Raw genomic sequence first — 19,142 nt, 5'->3', positions numbered from 1 at the left:
CAATTAAACTCGATAAAGCCGATTCACCTCTCGAGAGGCAAGCACGACTCAAACCCGGATCTTGCTGGCAAACAGTGTTACCGCATGGCGTTTTCCCGCCTTTTCCAGCACCACGGCATCGGCATTGATGGCCACCAGCGTATAGCCGTCCACCTGTTGTCCGACCCGATAACTCTTGCCATTGAGTACCGCCAGTGCCGGGCCATTGCCCAGCACCACACTCTGCAGCTTCGGCAAACCGGCACTGCTCTCGCCAGTTGCACGGGCGCCAACCGCCACATCCGCCAGTGGCGCGGTGGGATCTTGCAATACTTCGACCTGCTCCGCCTGTACCAGCAAGCTGAACAGGCAACAGCACAACGCAAACACTCTAGCCACGGATAAACTCCTTGCTGGTACTCAGGGTGTAGATCTCCATCTCCACCACCGCGCCGGGATAGGCTTTGACCTGATAGTCGAACTGCTTCCAGTAAAAGTGTCGCGGCAAGGCTTCCAGCGCTTTAAGATATTGATACACATCGAAATAGCCGCCTTCAAGCTGAAGCCGGATACCATGCTTGTAGAGATTGACCTTCTGCTCCCCCGCCATCAGCGGGGTAGGCTCCAGCGAACTGAGCGCCAGCATGTGAAGGTTGGCGGAGCGGGAGAGCAGCGCCTCCAGCACCAGCGGCATCTCGTGCGCCGGGATCAGATCGACGGTCTGGGCCTTCAGCTCATCGTCGATCCGGGCCAGATCCGTCTCGACTTGCGCCAGCTGGTCGCGAACTCCCTGATTGGGATCCCGCTTGAGCCGGGCCTGTTTGCCGAGGTTTTCCAGCTCCATGATCTCGAGGTCGCGCTCGGCGGCGCTCAGGGCCATGCGATCCTGCTGCAGGCGGGTATCGGCGCCATCGAGCCAGCCGTAGAGTCCGGCCGCGCCCAGCAGCACCAGACCAGTCAGCAGGATCAACACCCGCTCCCGCTGGCTCAACACGGCGATACGCTGGCACCATGCCTGCCATTGTGCTTTCAGGTTCATCAGGGTTTCTCCCGCGCAATGCCGCTCAACTGGAAGGTCAGACGGCCCTCCTTGTCACGGCCGAGGGTCAGTTCACCAAACTCCTTGCCTACCAGACTCGAGGTCTGCTTGAAGCGGTTGACCCAGGCCGGTACATCCTGACTGCGTCCGGCAAAGCCGGAGAGGTTGATCCGCCCTTCGTTGATCTCGATGCGCTGCAACGAGAGGTTGCTGTTGCGAATGCGGGAGAGATCCGCCATCACGCTGGCATAGCCCTGGGATTTTTGCAGGGTCAGGCTGCCCAATTGGCGCATCAGCCCCTGCTTGGCCGTCAGCTCATCCTGCTTGTTGACCAGTTGCTGTTGCAGCCGGGGATCTGCCTGATGGCGCGCCAGCTCGGCATCGAGCCGCTGCGCCTCACTGCGCTTGAGTTCCAGCTCGGCAGAGCGCTGCGCCAGCGCCCGGCTGACCTGCTGCTGCTGCCAGCTGTAACCGACACCCGTCAACAGGATCAGCAGCAGCGCAAAGCCCCATACCAGCGCCATCTGATTGAGGCTGGCCCACTGCCGCTTGGGGCGAAACTCGGCGCCATAGAGGTTTATCTGACGTTTCATCACGCATCCTCCCCGATGGCGGCGGCATAGGCCGAGAGGTATTCGACGCCAGCCAGCACCGCTTTATTGGCCATGGCGGAGACGGCAAAGCCGAAGGTCTGCTCCATGTGGCGCACCAGGGTACCGATAAAGGGCGAGGCGACGGCGAACTGCATCTGCCCCAGCTCGGGCAATTTCAGCTGGCCCGCCAGATAGTCGAGGGAGCGCTGGATCTCCAGCGCCAGTGAATCGAGCAGCATGCTGTCCGGCTCATGTTCGCCAGTCAGACTGGTGAAACCGCGCAGCTGGCGGGAGAAGCAAAGCCCGCCCTGATGGAAGACCAGCAGTTGCAGATCCTGCCCCTTGGGCTGCCACAGCAGCATGCGCACCGTCTCGTCAGCGTCATAGAGAGAGGTCAGCGCCAATTCGTCGCTGATGATGGATTGCAGGGTGGCGATGCCGTTGATGGCATCGGCCAGCTGTTGCACCCGGCTCTTGGGCAGGCAGATCACATTGATGCGCGGACGACCGGCAGGCGGGGTGGGCAAGTCCACATAATCCATCGCCAGTTGCAGTACGGGTTCGCTGACATAATCCTTGATGGCCCAGGGGAGCGCCCCCGCCATCTCGGCGTCAGGCACGGCAGGCTTGTCGATCTGGATCTGTTGATAAAGGCTGGCGGCGAGGGCCACCCGCACCGTAGACTTGGCCAGCCCATGACGGCTGAACAGCTCGTTCATGGCCACAGCCCACTCCTGTGGGCCGTTGATGGTGCGCGTCGCGAAGACGGGGGGATTGCCCACCGCAGCCAGCATGATCCTGTCATTGGCCAGCAAGAGCCCGACCTGGCGGCTTGGCGTCGACCGTCTGAACAGTTGTTTCATGTAAGCCCGCCCATCAATAGTGATTAAATGTATGAAATATTAACATAAACAGCAGATTAGCCTCCAGATTAAAAGACGGACTCACCATTGCAAGCCAGCCTTTCCGCCGACTCAGAGGGTCAAGCCATCCTCCCTTCCCCCTGCAACGCCTCCACCATCCGTTGCTGACCCGCTATGGTGTCGAGCTGTGGTGCAAGCGGGATGATCTGATCCATCCGGCCATCTCCGGCAACAAGTGGCGCAAGCTCAAGTACCACTTGCTGCATGCCAAAGAGCACGGCAAACGGCATCTGCTCTCGTTTGGCGGCGCCTACTCCAATCATATCCACGCGCTGGCGGCAGCGGGGTGCCAATCTGGTCTTCGTACTACCGGTATCATACGGGGCGAATATGACGCCGTCAGTAACTCTACCCTGCGGGATGCCCGGCGCTGGGGCATGGATCTCGTTTTTGTCGACCGCCAGAGTTACCGGCGACGGCAGGATCCCGACTGGCTGGCCCAATTCGATGCCCCCGATACCCTGATCGTGCCGGAAGGGGGCAGCAGCCCGCTGGCCATACCCGGCGTGGCGGAACTGGTCGACGAAGTGCCCTTCTCGCCGGATCTCTGGGTACTGCCCTGCGCCAGCGGCGGCACTCTGGCGGGCCTGATCGCTGGCAAACGGGATCGGGAGCAGATCCTCGCCATTGCGGTACTGAAAGGAGGCGGCTTTATCGCTGACGAGGTGTGTCGCCTCCATCCCGCGGCTGCCCATATCCCCGGCTGGCGCATCGCGCTCGATCACCACGATGGTGGCTATGCCAAGTTCAGCCCGACCCTCTGGCAGTGGGTGCAGGATTTCAGCGCCACAACCGATCTGCCCCTTGAGCCTATCTACAGCGGCAAGGCAATGTGGGGTCTGTTTCGCGAACTGGCGGCGGGCCGCATCGCCACCGGCAGCAAAATCGTCTTTATCCACACCGGCGGCATGCAAGGGCTCGCCGGGCTGCGGGAGCAGGGGCGACTGTGATCCCCGCCTGACGGCAACCGCAAACAGCACCGCAAACAACAGAGGGTCGCCCCAAGGCGACCCTCTGTTGTTTGTCTCAATCACCAGCCGGTTCCAGCACCAGCCGCTGGGGCTCGGCAAACCAGGGCCCCTGCCCGGCATGCACTCCGAGGTGGCGCAGCATCTTCCACTCGTCGCCACTCTCCACCCCCACTGCCAGCACCCGGGTGCGAGTATTGGCACAACCGCCTACCAGACTGCGTACCGCCATCTGGTTGACCTGACGGGCATGGATCTCCCGCACCAGACTGGGGTGCAGCTTGAGGAAGTTGATCTCGAACTCCTTGATGTACTGGGTGCTCACCACATCCTGACCGGCATGAGCGATGGCCAGCTGGCAACCCAGCATCCGCAAAGAGCGCAGCGGCCGCTTGAGCGCCTCGAAGTGACGGGTCACCTGGGATTCCGAGAGTTGCAGGATCAGCCGCTCGTTGGTGCTGCGCGGCAGCTGGAACAGGGCGAAGAAGAGCCAGCGCTGGAACTCGCGGTTGAGCAGGCTCTGGGCACTGAGGGTCAGGCTGATGGGGCAGCTCTGCTCGGAGCGCTGGCGCAGCAGGGTGAGGGTCTGCTCCGCCACCAGCCGATCCAGTTGCAGCAACAAGCCCACCTTCTCCGCCATCGGCATGAAGATCCCCGCCTGCAGGGCACGCCCCTGCTCGTCGTGCAGATAGGTGAGCAGCTCCTGCTGCAGCACCACCTGCCCCCGATCCTGCTGGATCGGCTGGGTATAAAATTCGATACCGTGCTCTTCGAGACGTCGGCTGATCAGGGTGCGCCAGCGTACCGTGCCCTTGCTGCTCTGCTCCTCATCCAGCTGCTTCTCGTAGAGGAACCAGCCGTTGTGCCCCTGCAGACGGGCGCTCTTGAGGGCCAGCTCCGCCTCCTCCTGCACCTTGAGCAGGCTGTCTTCTGCCTGATAACAGACGGCGCCGAGATAGACCGCAGTCTCCGGATTGACCTCCTGCGGCCAGTGCAGCCGTTGCAGGCTCTTGAGCAGCTGGCTGGCGCCATCCACCATCTCGCTCTCGGACATATTGGGCAGCAGCACCGCAAAGACCTGGCCGGCGTAGCGGGCCTGCAGGGCACCGTTATGCTTGCGCACGAAGGCACCTATGGTGGCGCTCGCCTCCATCATCAAATCGTGCCCCAGCAGTTCGAACTGATCGGCCTCCAGCTCCTCCAGACAGGCGAGATCGATCAGCAGCACGCCGCCGCTCATCACACTCGCCTCCATGATGGCGCTCTCCAGCCGGTTGTCGAAAAACAGCCGGTTGCCGATGCCGGTCATCTTGTCGACGAAGGCGTTACTGCGAATGAAGTTGTCGAAGCGGCTGCGCTCCTTGCGGGCATCCGCCAGCTCGGCGAGCAGATGATCGAGGGCCTGACTGGCGGCCACCGGCCACTCTTCGGCGGGGTCATGACTCAGTTTGGAGAGCTTGTCATCGAGGATCAGCTGGGCGCGAATGCCCAGCAGCTCGGCCCCGCGCAACTGCTGGCGCAGCCAGCGGATGGAGTACCAGAGACCGAACACCACGATAAAGATGCCCAGCGAGATGCCAGACATCGCCTTGATGGAGTATTCCGCCTCCTTGAAGGGGCGCTCCAGTTTGAAGTTGGCCTGCATGCCGGCCTGATGGGGAAGGGGGTGGCTGTATGGCACCAGCAGCTGTTCGTCGACCGGATTGCGCACATCGCGGAACCAGTAGACCCGCTGGTTATTCTGACGCACCTCCAGCTCTACCACATGGGCAGCCCGCAGCAGAGTGGGCAGCCAGTGGCTCATATCTTCCATGTCGTGAGCAACATCGAGCTGCTTGTCGATCACCTCGACCAGCGCATCCACCTTCTTTTGCTGCAACTCCATGCCCAGCTCGCGAAAGCTGAACACCCCGCCAATCAGCACGGTCGCCATGGCAGCGATCACGCAAAGGGTGATAAATGAGACAAGCTGTGTAGTGAGTTTCATGCGCCTTTCCGTATGCCCAGCATCATCCATGTCGCCTCATGGTAGCAGCGGCGATCGGGCCACAGCTATGGATGAAGATCCCGCTTCTGCAATTTAAGCGGGCAAGCATAACCCAAAGCAGAGGGAGAATACCAAGGATGACGGGCTACAGACGCGGGAAAGGGCGGGATGACAGACAGAAAAATGGTCCCTCAAAGGGGACCAAAAGGAACACTCATATCAAAACTAACACTCTGTGCTACTGACAAAAAACAGATACAGGAGTATTGAACACACGGTGAGTCAAACCGCAGGGCTACTCTAATGCAGTTCGGATAAGCTGAGCAATTGTCATTTATGACAGGTCAGCGATTGAATCTAGCCAAAGTTAATAATAAAAACATTTAAAATCATGCAGTTAAAAAATCAATCAACAAGTGTGACAACTCGGACTCAAATTGATTGCACTAATGCTCTATGATGGCAAAGTCCATTTGTGTCTCATGAAACTGGCAGGTACTTCCTTTGCGTAAATCACCCGTCTGGATCGCTCTGTTGCTGTTCGTCCTGCCTGTCGTGGGCAGCCAGTTTCTCGGCCTGTGGTTTGCCAAGCCGATGGCCTTTCATATGCTGGAAGAGAAGGTTGCCGAGCTCAAGGGAGCCATGGCCGTACGCCACCGGGAGCTGGATGCCGCCATCAACAAACAACTGGCACAATTTGAGTTCAACTGCGGCGCCAAAGACATGGAGCTGCTGCGCGATCCGCGCTTCTACAGCGCTCATATCCGCCTGCAAGGGTTGGAGCTCGCCTCCGGCAACAGCTGCTCCAGCCTGGGGGTGGAGATCCCGCTGATCAAAGAGCTCCAGAATAGCGGGCAGAAGTTTGGCAAGTTGGGGATTACCGCTACAGTGGCCAAATACAATACCGAACAGGAGCTGGTGGCCTTTTACCGATCCGGCGACAACCTCGCCTACTGGGTGCTGGATAACAGCTGGAGCCACGACCTGCTGCAACACCCCTGCAGCCACTGCTTCTATCTGGAGTTCAGCCGACAGGATGCCGATGCAAGCACAGTCCACTTTCCCCGTGGCGACCAAGAGATCAAACAGGAAGAGAGCAATATCAGCCTGAGTTTCTTCGATCCCAATGAACTCACCAAACAGACGGTCTGGGCGGGTAAAGCGCTGGAGCAATATGCCCATGACCAACTCAATCACTACGGTCTCTGGTTCGGTATCGCACTCGGCGCCCTGTTAAGCATCACATACTGGCTGCTGCGCAGCTATCGGCGCTCCCTCAAGGGACTGCTGCAAACAGGGTTGATCCGCAAGGAATTTATTCCCCTCTACCAGCCGATAGTGGATGCCCGTACCCACCAAGTGGTGGGATTCGAGGCGCTGCTGCGCTGGCAGCGGGGAAACGAGCTGATCCCCCCGGGCACCTTTATCGAATATGCAGAGGAGCAGGGGCTGATCCTGCCGATGACCGAACAGTTGCTGGAGCAGGTGATCACTGACCTGCCGCAGCTGGCACCGGAGCAGTGGGTCAGCGTCAATCTGGTGGCGGCCCATATCGAGCAGCCCCTGCTGCGCACCTTGCTCGCTCACAGCCAAAACCCCTCACCCACCCGGCTCACCTTCGAGCTGACGGAGCGCAAGCCGATCCTCGACATCAAGGCGGCCACCGAGGAGATCACCCTGCTGCAACAGATGGGGTATCACTTCAAGCTGGATGATTTCGGTACCGGCTACGGCGGCTTTGCCTACCTGCAGAGCCTGGGGATCCGCCAGATCAAGATCGACAAGATGTTCGTCGATACCATAGGCACCAATGACCTCAAGCGCAGCGTGCTGGATGCCATCATCGTCTTCGGTCGGGAATCGGGCATGGAGATGATCGCCGAAGGGGTCGAGAGCCAGTTGCAGGTCGACTATCTGAGCCAGCACGGCGTCTATCTGATCCAGGGCTACTTCTTCGGCAAGCCCATGCCGCTGAAGATACTGACCCACTGGCAACGGGAGTGGCAGTTGCAACACCAGCAGGCCAGCTAACACAGAGATGGCAGGATTTGGCCGTGAAACGGTTTGGCCAGCGGCTCGACATCATCAGGTTGATGCTGGCGGTAGCGCCGTAACCCAGCCCAGCCATCAGGCGGGTAAATCCCCCTGCAGACCCGGGCCCGGCTCCATGGTGAAATCGAAGCGGCTCCTGCCACCCCTTATTTACATTCAGCAACAAAATGATCTGCCCTGACGGGGATAACAACCTTTATCATAAGGAGCCGGTTATTGCGCAACCGATAACCGAGCAACCTGTTTATGTCATCCGGTCGTCAAGACCCCCAATAGAGAACCATTGCCTATGAAGACAGTTATCCGGCAAGAGATTGCCCTGCCCGTTGGCCTGCTGACCCTGCTCTTTTTCAAGACCCTGGGCAGTGACCTGCTGACAGAGACAACTCCGCTCGGGATCTATCTTCCGGTTTCGGCGGCACTACTGGCCATCGTCACCTGGGCCATCTTCTCGGTGGTGCGCCACTCCGATGCCCTCGCCATCAAGCTGGGCGAGCCCTTCGGCACCCTGATCCTCACCCTCTCGGTCATCTCGCTGGAGGTGGTGATGATCTCCTCGGTGATGCTGACCGGTGAGCCCAACCCCACCATGGCCCGCGATACCATGTTTGCGGTAGTGATGCTGGTGAGTACCGGTCTGGTGGGCTTCACCCTGCTGTTTGGCGGCTGGCGCTACCACACCCAGAGCTTCAATCTGGACGGGGTGAAATCCTATCTGGTGGCCATCATCCCGCTCGCCCTGCTCTGTCTGGTGCTGCCCAACTTCACCGAGGGTGGTGCAATCGGCAGTATGTCGCGCGCCATGTCGTGGATGCTGATCATCATCTCGATCCTGCTCTACGGGGTCTTTCTGCTGATCCAGACCCGCAGCCACAGCCACTTCTTCGTCGACAGCGATCACGAGGATTACGAGGAGCACCACGGCCCGCTGCAGAGCAACGTCTATCACACCATCCTGCTGCTCGCCTACCTGCTGGTGGTGATCCTGCTGGCCAAGACCCTGGCCATCCCCATCAATTACGGGGTGCATGTCATGGACGCGCCCGCCGCACTGGGCGGCTTTATCGTTGCCTGCATCGTGCTGGCTCCCGAAGCAGTCGGCGCCATCAAGGCCGCCTTCAACAACCAGTTGCAGCGGGCAATGAACCTCTACTTCGGCTCTGTGCTGGCCACCATCGCCCTCACCGTGCCTGCCGTGCTCTTTATCGGCTCCATGCTGGGTCAGGAGGTGCGCCTCGGCCTCTCCCCCGCCGATATGGTGCTGCTGGTCACGACCTTGATGGTCTGTAAAGTAACCTTCAGCAGCGGCCGCACCAATGTGCTCCATGGTGCGACCCATCTGGTGTTGTTTGTGGTCTATCTGTTCCTGATGTTCGAACACGAATAACTGCGTTCAACCAACGTCAGACACGCAAAGACCGCCCGATTGGGCGGTCTTTTGTTATCTGCTCCCGGACCTCACCGGCGCCAGTGAAGCGGCTTCCCCCTCAACCCCAACCCTTCTCCCGCCAGGGGAGAAGGGTGATCGAGGCTTACAGGCTGGGCAGCACCCCGACCGGGATCAGATCGTTGTAGCTGGCACGGCCCAGCAGGGCGGCGGCAGCTTCGATATCCGGCGCGAAGTACCTGTCCTTGTCGTAGAAGCTCACCTCTGCCCGCAGTCGTCCCTTGGCCAGCTCGATCAGCTCGGTACTACGCAACGGCGCGCGAAAATCGAGCCCCTGTGCCGCCGCCAGCAGTTCGACTGCCAGAATGCCACGGGTGTTCTCGGCCATGTCTGCCAGTCGGCGGCCGGCGAAGGTCGCCATGGAGACGTGATCCTCCTGATTGGCCGACGTAGGCAGGCTGTCCACCGATGCGGGATGGGCCAGAGTCTTGTTCTCGGAGGCGAGCGCCGCCGAGGTGACCTGGGCGATCATGAAGCCGGAGTTGACGCCGCCGTTGTTGACCAGGAAGGCCGGCAGGCCCGACATGCGGGAATCGATCAGCAGCGCCATGCGTCGCTCGGACAGCGAGCCAATCTCGGCAATAGCCAGCGCCAGATTATCGGCAGCGAAGGCCACCGGTTCTGCGTGGAAGTTGCCACCGGAGAGGATCTCCTCGTCATCGGCAAACACCAGCGGGTTGTCGGAGACCGCGTTGGCCTCGCACACCAGCACCTCGGCGGCCTGGCGGATCTGGGTCAGGCAGGCTCCCATCACCTGCGGCTGGCAGCGCAATGAGTAGGGATCCTGCACCTTCTCGCAGTTGTGATGGGACATGCCGATCTCGCTGCCATCCACCAGCAGGTGGCGATAGCAGGCGGCCGCATCGATCTGACCACGCTGACCGCGTACCGCGTGAATGCGAGCATCGAACGGCCGGCGGCTGCCAAGGGCGGCCTCCACGCTCATGGCGCCTATGGTGATGGCGCCGGCGTAGAGATCCTCGGCGTGGAACAACCCTTCCAGCGCGAAGGCGGTGCTCGCCTGAGTGCCGTTAAGCAGCGCCAATCCTTCTTTGGGTGCCAGCGCGATAGGCTCGAGCCCGGCAATTTTCAGCGCAGTAGCGGCGTCGATCAGCTCGCCCTTGTGGCGGGCCTTGCCCTCCCCGATCAGCAGGCAGCTCATATGGGCCAGCGGTGCCAGATCGCCGGAGGCACCGACGGATCCCTTCTTCGGTACCACCGGATAGACTTCGGCGTTGATGAGGGCCATCAGGGCCTCAAGCACCGTCAGCCGGATGCCGGAGAAGCCGCGTGCCAACGAGTTGAGCTTGAGCACCATCATCAGCCGCACGGTGGCGTCATCCATGTACTCGCCAATCCCTGCCGCATGGGAAAGCACGATGGAGCGCTGCAGCTCGTCCAGCTGCTCCACCGGAATGCGGGTGTTGGCCAACAGGCCAAAGCCGGTGTTGATGCCATACACCACCCGGTTTTGCTCGATCACCTTGGTGACCACGGCGGCGGAGGCGTGGATCCCCGGCAGGGCGGCCGGATCCAGTGAAACATGTACCGGCTCGCGGCTGACGCGGCGCAGGGTGGCAAGATCCAGCTCGCCCGGAGTAATAGTCAATTCAAACATGGTGTTACACCTTTCCTTTGACACCGTTGGCGCCGTCAATCATCGGCAGATCCAGTTTCGCCTCATGGGCACAGTTGATGGCAATCTCGTAGCCCGCATCGGCGTGACGCATCACGCCGGTGGCCGGGTCGTTGCGCAGCACCCGACCCACACGGCGGGCCGCATCATCGGAGCCGTCACAGACGATCACCACGCCGGAGTGCTGGGAGAAGCCCATGCCGACCCCGCCGCCGTGGTGCAGGGAGACCCAGGTCGCGCCACCGGCGGTGTTGAGCAGGGCGTTGAGCAGCGGCCAGTCGGAGACGGCATCGGAGCCATCCATCATCGACTCGGTCTCGCGGTTCGGGCTCGCCACCGAGCCGGAATCCAGATGGTCGCGGCCAATGACGATGGGGGCTTTCAGCTCGCCGTTTTTTACCATCTCGTTGAAGGCCAGACCGAGCCGTACCCGATCCTTGACCCCAACCCAGCAGATCCGCGCCGGCAGCCCCTGAAACGCGATGCGCTCGCGGGCCATGTCGAGCCAGTTGTGCAGGTGAGGATCATCGGGGATCAGCTCTTTCACCTTCTGATCGGTCTTGTAGATATCTTCCGGATCGCCGGAGAGGGCCACCCAGCGGAACGGCCCAATCCCCTCGCAGAACAGCGGGCGAATATAGGCGGGGACGAAGCCGGGGAAGTCGAAGGCGTTCGTCACCCCCTCCTCCAGCGCCATCTGGCGGATGTTGTTGCCGTAATCCAGAGTCGCCGCGCCGCGCTCTTGCAGGGTCAGCATCGCCTCCACCTGACGGGCCATGGAGCGACGGGCGGCCAGATTAACCTCCTGCGGGGCACTCTGCTGCAGCTCGCGCCACTTGGCCACGCTCCAGCCCTGCGGCAGGTAGCCGTGCACCGGGTCGTGGGCGGAGGTCTGGTCGGTCACCACATCCGGTGTGATGCCCCGGGCCACCAGCTCGGCGAAGACGTCGGCGGCGTTGCCGAGCAGGCCGACGGAGACGGCGGTGCCGCTCTGCTTGGCCTCGTCGATCATAGCCAGCGCCTCATCCAGGCTGTGAGCCTTCTTGTCCACATAACGGGTGCGCAGACGAAAATCGATGCGGGTCTCGTCACACTCGACGGCGATCATCGAGAAGCCAGCCATGGTGGCGGCCAGCGGCTGGGCGCCGCCCATGCCGCCGAGACCACCGGTGAGGATCCAGCGCCCCGCAGGCGAGCCGTTGAAGTGCTGGTTGGCCACCGCGAAAAAGGTTTCGTAGGTGCCCTGCACGATCCCCTGAGTACCGATGTAGATCCAGGAGCCCGCAGTCATCTGGCCGTACATCATCAAACCCTTCTTATCGAGCTCGTTGAAGTGCTCCCAGTTGGCCCAGTGGGGCACCAGGTTGGAGTTGGCGATCAGCACCCGCGGCGCGTCCTTGTGGGTCTGGAACACCCCGACCGGCTTGCCGGATTGCACCAGCAGGGTCTGGTCCTCCTCTAGCCGGGTCAGCACCTCGACGATCTTGTCAAAGCAGGCCCAGTTGCGGGCGGCGCGGCCGATGCCGCCATAGACCACCAGCGACTGGGGATGCTCGGCCACCTCGGGATCCAGGTTGTTCATCAGCATCCGCAGCGGCGCTTCGGTGAGCCAGCTCTTGGCTGTCAGTTCGGTACCGCGCGGGGCACGGATCATGCGGTTCGGATCATGACGGGGATCCTGCTGTTGCACAGACATACACACTCCTTGTTGTATCAATAGGGTGCCTTCGGCGACTGGCGGCCAAAGGGTTAACGGGTCAACAGATGAACCAGTCGCGCGGCCACGCGGGCGCTGCGATTGTCCTGATCCAGCGTCGGGTTGTACTCGGCCAGATCGGCGAGCCGCAGCTTGCCGCTGGCCCGGATATGGGCAATGAGCGGTTCGATCACCGCCAGCTCCACACCACGGGCGGCGGGGGCGCTCACTCCCGGCATCAGGTTGCCGGGCAGCACATCGAGATCGATGGTCAGATAGAGGTGATCACAATGGGCGATAAAGGCGTCCAGTCCGCTTAGCAAGGCTGGCAGCTCGGTCTGGGTCATCGCCTCGTCCAGCACATGCCACACACCCAGCGCCTTGGCACGGGCAAACAGGGCTTGGGTATTGGCGGTCTCGGCTACCCCGAGGCAGGCGTAGTGAAACGGCGTGCCCTGAGCGGCACACTGCTCGGCAATATGGAAGAAGGGGGTGCCGGAGCTTGCCAATTCCTGCTTCATGCGCAGGTCGAAGTGGGCGTCAAAATTGATAATGCCGACTCGCCCCTGACCCGCCAGATGCAGGTTGAGGCCGCTCCAGCTGCCGAAAGCCACCTCGTGACCGCCCCCCAGCACCAGCGGGAAGTGGCCCAGATCAAGCGCAGCGGCGACCTGCTCGGCCAGACGGCCGTGGGCAGCGTCGAGATTGCCATCGGTACAGCTCACATCCCCGCCATCGTAGACGGGGCGACTCAGATGCCAAGCGGTGTTGGCCAGCAGCTTGCGCACCGCTTGCGGCGCACCGGCGGCGCCGACACGCCCCTTGTTGCGGCGCACCCCTTCATCGCAGGCAAAACCGAGCAGTACTACACCGGCAGAGTCTTGTGCTCCGGCGGTCCAGGGCAGCACCTTGTCGTGCCAGCGCTGGGCCAGTTCGCCATCTTCCGGATCCTGCCGCCCCTGCCAGAGCGACATGTCGATCGGGTTGAACTTATCCATGAAGGGTCTCCTCGCCGTTGAAGATGCGGCTTGCCAGCTGATCGACGCCAACCATGTAGCTCAGCTCGGCCGGATGGGCGCAGTGCCAGATCAGGAAATCGGCCGCCATGCCCACCCTGAGCTGGCCAAGGCGATCCTGCTCGCCAAGTGCTTTGGCGGCGTGACGGGTCACCCCGACCATGGCCTCCACCGGGGTCAGGCCAAACAGGGTGCAGGCCATGTTCATCGCCATCCGCAGCGAGACGATGGGGGCGGTACCCGGGTTGATGTCGGAGGAGACCGCCATCGCCACCCCCGCCTTACGCAAGGCGGCAACCGGCGGCAGCTTGGTCTCTTTGAGGAAGTAGAAGGCGGTGGGCAGCAGGGTGGCGACCACGCCACGGTGGGCCAGCGCCAGGATCCCTTCCGGATCCAGATACTCCAGATGATCCACCGAGAGGGCGCCAAAGTGGGCGGCGAGGGTGCTGCCGCCGAGATTGGAGAGCTGATCCATATGCCCCTTCACCGGCAGGCCATATTGATCCGCCGCCAGATAGACCTGCTCGGTCTGGGCCAACGAGAAGCCGATGTGCTCGCAGAAGACATCCACCGCATCGGCCAGACCCGCCTCGGCGGCGGCCGGGATAATCTCCTGACAGATGGTCTCGACCCAGCTGTCGGGATCGTCGCGATATTCAGGCGGCACCGCATGGGCCGCCAGCAGAGTGGTCTTGACCCGGATCGGCAACGCCTCTCCCAGTCGGCGGGCCACCCGCAGCATCTTGAGTTCGTCATCCAGCGTCAGGCCATAGCCGGACTTAATCTCCACCGTGGTGACCCCTTCGCGGATCAGGGATGTCACCCTCGGCAACGCCAGCTCGAACAGTTGCTCTTCGCTGGCGGTGCGGGTAGCACACACCGTGCTGATGATGCCGCCGCCCCGACGGGCGATCTCGGCATAGGGCACCCCCTGCTGACGCAGCTCGAACTCCTCGGCACGGCTGCCGGCAAAGACCAGATGGGTGTGGCAATCGATAAGGCCGGGGGTGACCAGCTTGCCCTGCATATCCAGCCAATGGGCGGGATACGGCCCCTTCAACTCGGCCATCGGCACCAGCGCATGGATCTTGCCATCCTTTACGCCGATGGCGTGGAGCGGCAGCAGGCCGTAGTCGGCCAGCTCATCATTCAGGGTGGCGGGCGTCACGTTGAGCCAGACCCGCTCGCAGTTCAACAGTTCCTTGTTCATAGCGACCTCAAATGTATATACATATTCTTATAGTCGATCTCTATGACGAAAGGAAGAGCGAAATTCACATCCTGATAACAGCATCAAACTTAGAGTTTAAGCACAAAAAAGCCCACCAGGAGGTGGGCTTTGCAAAATCGAGCTGTATAGACATTTACTCCAGCTGAGTCTTGGAACTGAGCTTGTAGCGGGAACCGGGGGAGAGCAAACGGGCGTAGGAGACCAGATGCCCCTCCGACCAGGTACGCCGGTGCAACAACAGGCAGGGGGAATCTACGCGGATCTGCAACAATCCCGCCTCACCGGCGCTGGGTAACACGGCTTCCACTACGTGCTCCATCTCGGAGAGGGGGCAGACATCCATCAGATAGCGGTTGGGAGTTTGCAGGGTGAAATCCTGCTCGCCATAGCCAGGCAGGCGCCCAGCATCGACGAAGCGCTCCTCCAGCTGCAGTGGCTCGCCATCGGCCTGATGGACGATCAGGCTGTGAAAGATGGGGGCGCCAACCCGCAGTCCCAGCTGTACCGCCACCTTCTCGTCGGCGGCCAGCCGCTGCAGCCGGATCACCCGGGCGCTGTACTCGCCGCCACGCTCGGCGATCTCGTCGGCAATATTGCGAATAGCCAGCAGCGGCGACTCGGTGCGCCTGTCCGCCACGAAGCTACCGGAACCAGCGGTACGCACCAGCCACCCCTCAGCCACCAGCTCCCGCAGTGCTCGGTTGACCGTCATCCGGCTCACGGTGAACAGCTCGCACAGGGCTGCTTCGGTCGGGATCCTGTCCCCCGCCTGATAGTGGCGTTCGCGGATCCCGTCCAGAATGTGCTGCTTGATCTGCAGATAGAGAGCTGGCGCCACCATGAAGCTCCCTAGCGCCGACGGTGGGGCGGACGCATATCCGGCCAGGCGCGGTAGACATCGGGGATCTGATCCGGGCCGCTGATGCAGAGATCGAGATCATGCAGCAAGCCATCCTTGATCCCGTAGATCCAGCCGTGGACGGCCAGCTCCTGCCCCTTGCGCCAGGCGTTCTGGATAATGGTGGTGTGGCAGACGTTGGCGACCTGCTCGGCGACGTTCAGCTCGCACAGGTAGTCGAAGCGCTCGTGCTCATCCTCGATGGCCTCGAGCTCTTCACCGTATTTGAAGTAGACATCCTTGATGTTGCGCAGCCAGTTGTCGATGAGACCCAGTTCCTGATTCTGCATCGCGGCCTTGACGCCGCCGCAGCCATAGTGACCGCAGACGATGATGTGCTTCACCTTGAGCACTTCTACCGCGTATTGCAGCACGGAGAGGCAGTTGAAATCGGTATGTACCACCAGATTGGCGACGTTGCGGTGGACGAAGACGTCCCCCGGCAGCAACCCCATCAGCTGGTTGGCGGGGACCCGGCTGTCGGAACAACCAATCCAGAGGTATTCGGGGGCCTGCTGGGCAGAAAGAGTGGCAAAGAAAGCGGGATCTTCGGCTTTGATCCGTTCGGCCCACTCACGGTTGTTGGTAAACAGGTCGTTCAACAGTTTCACTTCTGCTCTCCCTAATGTGGCAGTGGCGGCAACATAACACACTCAAGGGTAACCAAAGCAAGGCCGACCAGATCCCTGCGAAACAAAAACAGGGCCATCAGGCCCTGTTTTTATGGGAGGAAGCATCAGGCTTCCATGGCATCTTTCAGCTTCTTGAGTGCGTTTTTCTCAAGCTGACGCACACGCTCGGCAGAGACGCCGTAGGTATCGGCCAGCTCCTGCAGAGTGGTCTTGCTGTCATCATCGAGCCAGCGGGCGCGGATGATGTGCTGGCTGCGCTCATCCAGGGTGGCGAGGGCCGAGCTCAGGCGACGGGTGGCATGATCGTCCCAGTTGTCGTTCTCGATGGTCGCGGCCAGATCGGAGGATTTGTCCTCCAGATAGTGAACCGGAGCGAAACCGCCCTCTTCCTCATCGTCACCCACCAGATCGAACGCCTGATCGTAGTTGGCCATCCGCGCTTCCATTTCGGTCACGTCAGCGGCAGAGACGCCGAGATCGGCCGCCACGGCCTGAACCTCTTCGTGGTTCAGCCAGCCCAGACGCTTTTTGGATTTGCGCAGGTTGAAGAAGAGCTTGCGCTGGGCCTTGGTGGTCGCCACCTTGACCATGCGCCAGTTGCGCAGGACATATTCGTGGATTTCGGCCTTGATCCAGTGCACGGCAAAGGAGACCAGACGCACGCCGACCGTAGGGTCGAAGCGCTTGACCGCCTTCATCAGGCCGATATTGCCTTCCTGTACCAGATCGGCCTGGGGCAAGCCGTAACCGGCATAACTCTTGGCGACATGAACGACAAAGCGCAGATGCGACATAACCAGCTGGCGGGCAGCCTCGAGATCGCCATCCTGCTGCAAACGCTCAGCCAGTTCACGCTCTTCCTCTGCGCTCAGCACAGGAATAGAGTTTACTGCCTGGATATAGCCTTCCAGACTACCTTGCGGAATCAGAGCCATAGTGCGCTGCAATGAAGTTCCCATCTGTTACCTCTTACTTTTCAATCGAATCAGTCTAACACCCTGAGAGGGTCTGTCTACTGACCGGATGCCATTCTGCGGCGTGTATCAAAGAACATGCCCAGTTTTAGACCGGCTTATCTTAAGCCTGCAGGATGAATCATGAATGAACAGTCAAAAAAAGGGGGTCACAATGAAGGACCCCCGAAAAGTAGCATGCTAAGTCCATTGTTGCGGAGCTCGCAACCTTCACATGCTTGCCAAGTCTGACGAGCAAGGCAGAGGGGCCACACCCGTATAAATGCTTCAGCTTTAATAGACTGCTTATAAATCAGAAGGTTCACTGGATCTAGCGAAGATCCGGAAGATCATTGTTATTCAGAATACTCTGACTATGGGGGCCAAGCCAGAAACGGCCCCTCTTTTACTTGATCCGCCTCTCAAAATCCAGCGATTTACTTTGATGACAAAGTAATCAGGATGGTTCGATGTCGCGAATGTGGCGATGGACCGAGAACCAGGAGGCAATCAGCCCCAGCAGGGCGCCCAGCAAGATCAGATTGATCCCGTCTACCGCTCCCATGCCAACCAGCCGGAAGTTACTGTTATACAAGCCCGCCAGCTCCTTCACCACCCCTTCACTCCAGATCACCATCACTTCGGTCAGCCACCAGGCCAGCATGCCGCCGATCACCCCGAACCAGATACCGGTATAGAGGAAAGGGCGATGAATGAAGGAGTCGGTCGCCCCCACCAGCTTGAGCACTTCAATCTCGGAACGCTGGTTGAGGATGTTGAGACGCAGGGTATTGCCGACGATCAGCAATACGGCGGAGAGCAGCAGCACCGCGATACCGGTAATGGTGTGGCGCAGCAGGTTCATGATCCCCTGCAGCCGGGTCAGCCACTGCAGATCCAGCTTGCCCTGTTCGACCCCCACCTCGTTGTTGAGCTTGCTGAGCAGCTCGGCGGCCCCTTCCGGGTTCTGCCAGCGTGGATCCGGAATGACGCTCAGCACCGGCGGCAGCGGGTTGCTGTCCAGATAATCGAGCGCATCGCCAAAGCCGGAGATCTCGCGAAACTCCCGCAACGCATCATCACGGCTCAGGTAGGTGACCGAATCCACCTCGGGATAGAGCAGGATCCGGTGTTGCAGATCGAGAATGCTCTGCTCCGGCAGATCCTTGCGCAGGTAAAGAGAGATCTGGGAACTGCTCTGCCAGCTCCCCTCCACGACCTCGGCATTTTTCAGCAGCACGTGGAAGCAGGAGGGCAGCGCCAGACTGACGCCAAGCACCGCCAGCGTCATCAGTGAGGCGAGCGGATTGCGCCACAACTCCCCGAGACTGGCAAACGCCTGCCGCACATGGTCAACCCCGTACATCATCAGACGGCGCAGCGGCGGTTGTTTATGACGAACGATAGCCATCAGAGCTCCTCCCCGGCCGAATACATGCGACCCGCCTTGAGGGTCAGGGTACGATAGCGCATGCGAGCAATCAGCCCCAGATCGTGGGTGGCAATCAGTACCGAGACCCCAAAATTGTTGAACTCCTGAAATAACCGCATGATGTCCATGGAGAGCTGGGGATCCAGGTTGCCGGTCGGTTCATCCGCCAGCAGCAGCGGCGGCTTGTTGACGATGGCGCGGGCGATGCCGACCCGCTGCTGCTCACCACCGGAGAGCATGCGCGGCTGGTAACGCTCCTTGCCGAGCAGCCCCACCTTGTCCAGCGCCGCCGCCACCCGCTTGTTGATATCGGCGTGGCTGTAGCCATCGATCACCAGCGGCAGCGCCACGTTGTCGAACACGGTGCGGTCCATCAGCAGGCGGTGATCCTGAAAGATCATCCCGATCTGGCGGCGAACATAGGGGATCTGGCTGCGCTGGATATGGCTAACATCATCGCCATGAAAGAAGACACGACCATCGGTCGGGCGCTCCATCACGCTGATCAGTTTGAGGAGGGTACTCTTGCCCGCCCCCGAGTGCCCGGTCAGAAAGGCCATCTCTCCCTTGCGCAGGTGAAAGCTGACCTTTTGCAGCGCCTGATGGCCGCCGCTGTATACCTTGCTGACCTTGTCAAAACGAATCATAACGGTTCCCTGA

The 19,142-nt window shown here is 60.8% G+C and carries 17 protein-coding genes; 3 read left to right on the top strand and 14 right to left on the bottom strand.

Annotation, left to right across the window (positions count from 1 at the left end; translation table 11 throughout):
* Window positions 1–48: 48 nt before the first annotated feature.
* Genes ACTG2S_RS03375 through ACTG2S_RS03360 form a run of 4 tightly spaced genes read right to left on the bottom strand, consistent with a single transcriptional unit; the run spans window position 49 to window position 2,474 of the window.
* On the bottom strand, window positions 49–378 hold the full coding sequence (locus ACTG2S_RS03375) for a SctD/MshK family protein (RefSeq protein ID WP_005342886.1): 330 nt from the start codon (window positions 376–378) through the stop codon (window positions 49–51).
* Window positions 371–1,018 carry an MSHA biogenesis protein MshJ gene (locus tag ACTG2S_RS03370; RefSeq protein WP_439981985.1) on the bottom strand — a complete coding sequence of 216 codons (648 nt, stop codon included), beginning with the start codon at window positions 1,016–1,018 and terminating at the stop codon, window positions 371–373. Before ACTG2S_RS03370 ends, ACTG2S_RS03375 begins: the two co-directional genes overlap by 8 nt.
* Window positions 1,018–1,611, bottom strand: coding sequence for a PilN domain-containing protein (locus ACTG2S_RS03365; protein ID WP_064338907.1), 594 nt, complete (start codon window positions 1,609–1,611; stop codon window positions 1,018–1,020). Before ACTG2S_RS03365 ends, ACTG2S_RS03370 begins: the two co-directional genes overlap by 1 nt.
* Complete coding sequence (locus tag ACTG2S_RS03360; RefSeq protein WP_005340015.1) at window positions 1,611–2,474, bottom strand: hypothetical protein; 864 nt, start codon at window positions 2,472–2,474, stop codon at window positions 1,611–1,613. The genes ACTG2S_RS03365 and ACTG2S_RS03360 overlap by 1 nt, the downstream gene beginning before the upstream one ends.
* Before the next feature lie 86 nt (window positions 2,475–2,560).
* Between ACTG2S_RS03360 and ACTG2S_RS03355 the strand changes: the two genes are divergently transcribed.
* Complete coding sequence (locus tag ACTG2S_RS03355; RefSeq protein ID WP_439983221.1) at window positions 2,561–3,484, top strand: 1-aminocyclopropane-1-carboxylate deaminase/D-cysteine desulfhydrase; 924 nt, start codon at window positions 2,561–2,563, stop codon at window positions 3,482–3,484.
* A 76-nt stretch (window positions 3,485–3,560) separates the two neighbouring features.
* Here ACTG2S_RS03355 and ACTG2S_RS03350 read toward each other — a convergent pair whose 3' ends face one another.
* A complete protein-coding gene (locus ACTG2S_RS03350; RefSeq protein WP_439981983.1) occupies window positions 3,561–5,489 on the bottom strand; it encodes an EAL domain-containing protein in 1,929 nt (642 codons plus the stop codon).
* Between the two features lie 504 nt (window positions 5,490–5,993).
* Between ACTG2S_RS03350 and ACTG2S_RS03345 the strand changes: the two genes are divergently transcribed.
* Both ACTG2S_RS03345 and ACTG2S_RS03340 read left to right on the top strand, forming a co-directional pair.
* Window positions 5,994–7,520 (top strand): EAL domain-containing protein, encoded by a 1,527-nt coding sequence (locus ACTG2S_RS03345; protein ID WP_439981981.1) that lies wholly within the window; start codon window positions 5,994–5,996, stop codon window positions 7,518–7,520.
* A gap of 310 nt (window positions 7,521–7,830) precedes the next feature.
* On the top strand, window positions 7,831–8,928 hold the full coding sequence (locus ACTG2S_RS03340; RefSeq protein ID WP_005357691.1) for a calcium:proton antiporter: 1,098 nt from the start codon (window positions 7,831–7,833) through the stop codon (window positions 8,926–8,928).
* Between the two features lie 145 nt (window positions 8,929–9,073).
* On the opposite strand, the gene hutH is transcribed toward ACTG2S_RS03340, so the two are convergent.
* The 9 genes from hutH to ftsE form a co-directional block, all read right to left on the bottom strand.
* A complete protein-coding gene (hutH, locus tag ACTG2S_RS03335) occupies window positions 9,074–10,606 on the bottom strand; it encodes a histidine ammonia-lyase (RefSeq protein ID WP_279498961.1) in 1,533 nt (510 codons plus the stop codon).
* A gap of 4 nt (window positions 10,607–10,610) precedes the next feature.
* Complete coding sequence (gene hutU / locus ACTG2S_RS03330; RefSeq protein WP_274161685.1) at window positions 10,611–12,320, bottom strand: urocanate hydratase; 1,710 nt, start codon at window positions 12,318–12,320, stop codon at window positions 10,611–10,613.
* A 53-nt stretch (window positions 12,321–12,373) separates the two neighbouring features.
* Complete coding sequence (gene hutG, locus ACTG2S_RS03325; protein ID WP_439981979.1) at window positions 12,374–13,318, bottom strand: formimidoylglutamase; 945 nt, start codon at window positions 13,316–13,318, stop codon at window positions 12,374–12,376.
* Window positions 13,311–14,546: an imidazolonepropionase gene (gene hutI / locus ACTG2S_RS03320; RefSeq protein ID WP_274161687.1), complete on the bottom strand. Its 1,236-nt coding sequence runs from the start codon at window positions 14,544–14,546 to the stop codon at window positions 13,311–13,313. Before hutI ends, hutG begins: the two co-directional genes overlap by 8 nt.
* A gap of 154 nt (window positions 14,547–14,700) precedes the next feature.
* Window positions 14,701–15,405 (bottom strand): histidine utilization repressor, encoded by a 705-nt coding sequence (gene hutC, locus ACTG2S_RS03315; RefSeq protein WP_257699653.1) that lies wholly within the window; start codon window positions 15,403–15,405, stop codon window positions 14,701–14,703.
* A gap of 11 nt (window positions 15,406–15,416) precedes the next feature.
* Window positions 15,417–16,076 carry a carbonate dehydratase gene (can, locus tag ACTG2S_RS03310; protein WP_005339998.1) on the bottom strand — a complete coding sequence of 220 codons (660 nt, stop codon included), beginning with the start codon at window positions 16,074–16,076 and terminating at the stop codon, window positions 15,417–15,419.
* A gap of 125 nt (window positions 16,077–16,201) precedes the next feature.
* Complete coding sequence (gene rpoH, locus ACTG2S_RS03305; RefSeq protein WP_005339997.1) at window positions 16,202–17,056, bottom strand: RNA polymerase sigma factor RpoH; 855 nt, start codon at window positions 17,054–17,056, stop codon at window positions 16,202–16,204.
* A gap of 451 nt (window positions 17,057–17,507) precedes the next feature.
* Complete coding sequence (gene ftsX / locus ACTG2S_RS03300) at window positions 17,508–18,461, bottom strand: permease-like cell division protein FtsX (protein ID WP_005339996.1); 954 nt, start codon at window positions 18,459–18,461, stop codon at window positions 17,508–17,510.
* Window positions 18,461–19,129, bottom strand: a complete 669-nt coding sequence (gene ftsE / locus ACTG2S_RS03295; RefSeq protein WP_005339995.1) for a cell division ATP-binding protein FtsE — start codon at window positions 19,127–19,129, stop codon at window positions 18,461–18,463. The genes ftsX and ftsE overlap by 1 nt, the downstream gene beginning before the upstream one ends.
* Between the last annotated feature and the right edge of the window lie 13 nt (window positions 19,130–19,142).

Source organism: Aeromonas sp. 82P, assembly GCF_051919365.1.
GTDB lineage: Bacteria > Pseudomonadota > Gammaproteobacteria > Enterobacterales > Aeromonadaceae > Aeromonas > Aeromonas veronii.
Note: the sequence above shows the minus strand (reverse complement) of the source record. Positions and strands in the feature narration are given on the sequence as shown.

Excerpts from the sequence above, each read along its gene's own strand:
- ACTG2S_RS03370 (WP_439981985.1), bottom strand. The coding sequence starts at position 1,018 with ATGAACCTGAAAGCACAATGGCAGGCATGGTGCCAGCGTATCGCCGTG.
- ACTG2S_RS03365 (WP_064338907.1), bottom strand. The coding sequence starts at position 1,611 with ATGAAACGTCAGATAAACCTCTATGGCGCCGAGTTTCGCCCCAAGCGG.
- ACTG2S_RS03360 (WP_005340015.1), bottom strand. The coding sequence starts at position 2,474 with ATGAAACAACTGTTCAGACGGTCGACGCCAAGCCGCCAGGTCGGGCTC.
- ACTG2S_RS03350 (WP_439981983.1), bottom strand. The coding sequence starts at position 5,489 with ATGAAACTCACTACACAGCTTGTCTCATTTATCACCCTTTGCGTGATC.
- ACTG2S_RS03340 (WP_005357691.1), top strand. The coding sequence starts at position 7,831 with ATGAAGACAGTTATCCGGCAAGAGATTGCCCTGCCCGTTGGCCTGCTG.
- hutH (WP_279498961.1), bottom strand. The coding sequence starts at position 10,606 with ATGTTTGAATTGACTATTACTCCGGGCGAGCTGGATCTTGCCACCCTG.
- hutU (WP_274161685.1), bottom strand. The coding sequence starts at position 12,320 with ATGTCTGTGCAACAGCAGGATCCCCGTCATGATCCGAACCGCATGATC.
- hutG (WP_439981979.1), bottom strand. The coding sequence starts at position 13,318 with ATGGATAAGTTCAACCCGATCGACATGTCGCTCTGGCAGGGGCGGCAG.
- hutI (WP_274161687.1), bottom strand. The coding sequence starts at position 14,546 with ATGAACAAGGAACTGTTGAACTGCGAGCGGGTCTGGCTCAACGTGACG.
- rpoH (WP_005339997.1), bottom strand. The coding sequence starts at position 17,056 with ATGGGAACTTCATTGCAGCGCACTATGGCTCTGATTCCGCAAGGTAGT.
- ftsX (WP_005339996.1), bottom strand. The coding sequence starts at position 18,461 with ATGGCTATCGTTCGTCATAAACAACCGCCGCTGCGCCGTCTGATGATG.
- ftsE (WP_005339995.1), bottom strand. The coding sequence starts at position 19,129 with ATGATTCGTTTTGACAAGGTCAGCAAGGTATACAGCGGCGGCCATCAG.